Consider the following 2,046-nt stretch of genomic DNA (forward strand, 5'->3'; position numbering starts at 1 on the left):
ATAAATTAGAGTTCGATAGAACTCTTTACTTAGGAATCCCCCTCTTCTAAACGAAGTGAAAGTGGGGGTAGTTCAAACATTTTTTATACCCTTATTCATTTTGGACACAGTTTAAGATGTTTGGTGTATATCAATATATGAAATTACCAGTGTTTCAAGAATCGGCTTTACCCCTATACGATAGCCCTCTTCAAAAAATATCTACCGTATTTGCACATGCACAACTGGCAAAAAATGAACAAAGGTGTATGCAAAAAAATCATTCCATTCATACATTGTTTCACCCTCCATAAACAGAACGTTTATTCTTATCATGAACCTTTTGTTTCGTGTTATACAACCATTTAGAATATATTTTTTTATTATCATTATAGTACGTGAAATTATCAATTTAATTCTTCAATATTCGACGACTTAACAATATGATATCTCTTAATTTATTAAACTTGTTTTCATTGCTCCATAAATTAAAAAAAGCCTAAACCCTTGTGTGTCAATAGGTTCAAGCTTTTAAATTTATAGGAATACCTTTTGCAACAAGTTGCCATTAGAATAGTGTATCAGCAACTTGTAGCTATTACTATGAATGCTAGATTCCTCAAAATTATTACATAATTTTTTATCTCGTTCTCTTTTAAACCATATGCCGTATCCAACAAAATTATTCACTTATCTAAAGTTTAGAAAACTAAAGATTTGGACATGCTTTTAATAAAATCAAATAATTGAGGTGAAACGCATGTCTTGGTTTAAAAAGCCTAGATCTAATTTAGGTAAATTTTTAGACAATCATGATATTAAACAAGTAGATTTAGCTCAAAACTCCGGTGTGAGTGAAGGAACGATTAGTAAATTGTGCCGAGCAAATACTTTTTACCCTTCATTTAAGAATGGACAAAAAATTATTAAAGCACTGAAGAGAATGACTCATAAAGAAATCCACCATGATGACTTTTGGATGTAGTTTAAAATATATCGTGCATTATAAAAGTTCTCATAAACACATTTTGTTTTACAGCATATTGCTCTAACTTTGATTGTCGATAGTCTGATAATGTAAAAAAATTAATTACTGGAACAATAGCATTCTGTCTTTTGTAGATATCTGTTATATGGCCATATAACTGTATTTTATGTTCGTTTGCCTTCATATGTTGCATACGATCTATTTCAACAAAATGGGGAACATTATCTTCAAAATACGTTGCGTCAGGAATAATCTGATACCGTTGACCATTAATTGAAAACTCGATAGGTCTTTCTGTTTTCCATTCTGGAAATCCAAGCCACATCCAGCTTTCGTTTCGCATTAATATGTGCTGTAATTGACTACTTCTCTTTACTTCTTTTGTAATTCCTAATAAATCCCGTCCCTTTTTATTTAAATAATATACGTGTTCACGAGCCATTTTTGTAATGTGACAATACGAGTGCATATCCTTTAATACACGATTTGCATTTCGAATACTCCCTAGACAGTGGATGGCTTGTAATTGCCTCCTAGTTAAAAAATCCAACTTACTCAAAGTGGATAAAATCTCGATTTGTCTCGCTTTCTGTTTGAGTGTTTGATGCCTCATTTTGCTTCACCACCTTGTATTGCTTTAATAACTCCCACATATCTTTATCCTTTAAAAAAGGTACCTGGATTTCTTCTGTACGATCTGTCTTAAATAACGCTCTTCCTGGCAGCGATGGCAAATCCTCCAGCCCTGGTTCATCCAAAGCGACTTGGGAAGCGACCGCCGTTGGTAATCGAAAGCCTATTTTCGCATCAGCATTTTGTTTAATTTGTCTTGGTAATGTATCAGAGGTTGGATATTGCGTACAAAATATGAGCCGGAATCCTAAACCACCTCCAATTCTTGCGATTTCAGATAGCATCTCCTGACACATGAATAAAACATCACGTTGTTTTTTAGGTAATCCTTGTGTCGGACAAAGATTTGCCCCTTCATCTACTATGATGAAGCAACGTTCTTTAATTGATGTGTCTATGATATTGGTAAAATAGGACTTCTTCATCATTTCAATCTGTTTTACCAT

The 2,046-nt window shown here is 33.2% G+C and carries 2 protein-coding genes and 1 pseudogene; 1 reads left to right on the forward strand and 2 read right to left on the reverse strand.

The genetic code is table 11. The annotated features are described in order from the left end of the window. Positions 1–739: 739 nt before the first annotated feature. Positions 740–964, forward strand: a complete 225-nt coding sequence (locus JDS95_RS30340) for a helix-turn-helix domain-containing protein (protein ID WP_000118337.1) — start codon at positions 740–742, stop codon at positions 962–964. Between the two features lies 1 nt (position 965). Here JDS95_RS30340 and JDS95_RS30345 read toward each other — a convergent pair whose 3' ends face one another. Together JDS95_RS30345 and JDS95_RS30350 are read right to left on the reverse strand one after the other, a co-directional pair. Then, positions 966–1,580, reverse strand: a complete 615-nt coding sequence (locus JDS95_RS30345; RefSeq protein ID WP_199691038.1) for a replication-relaxation family protein — start codon at positions 1,578–1,580, stop codon at positions 966–968. Continuing rightward, positions 1,519–2,046, reverse strand: a pseudogene (locus JDS95_RS30350) (FtsK/SpoIIIE domain-containing protein); the annotation flags it as partial. The gene JDS95_RS30345 and the pseudogene JDS95_RS30350, both read right to left, overlap by 62 nt.

Source organism: Bacillus cereus group sp. N24 (assembly GCF_016483345.1).
Classification (GTDB): domain Bacteria; phylum Bacillota; class Bacilli; order Bacillales; family Bacillaceae_G; genus Bacillus_A; species Bacillus_A toyonensis.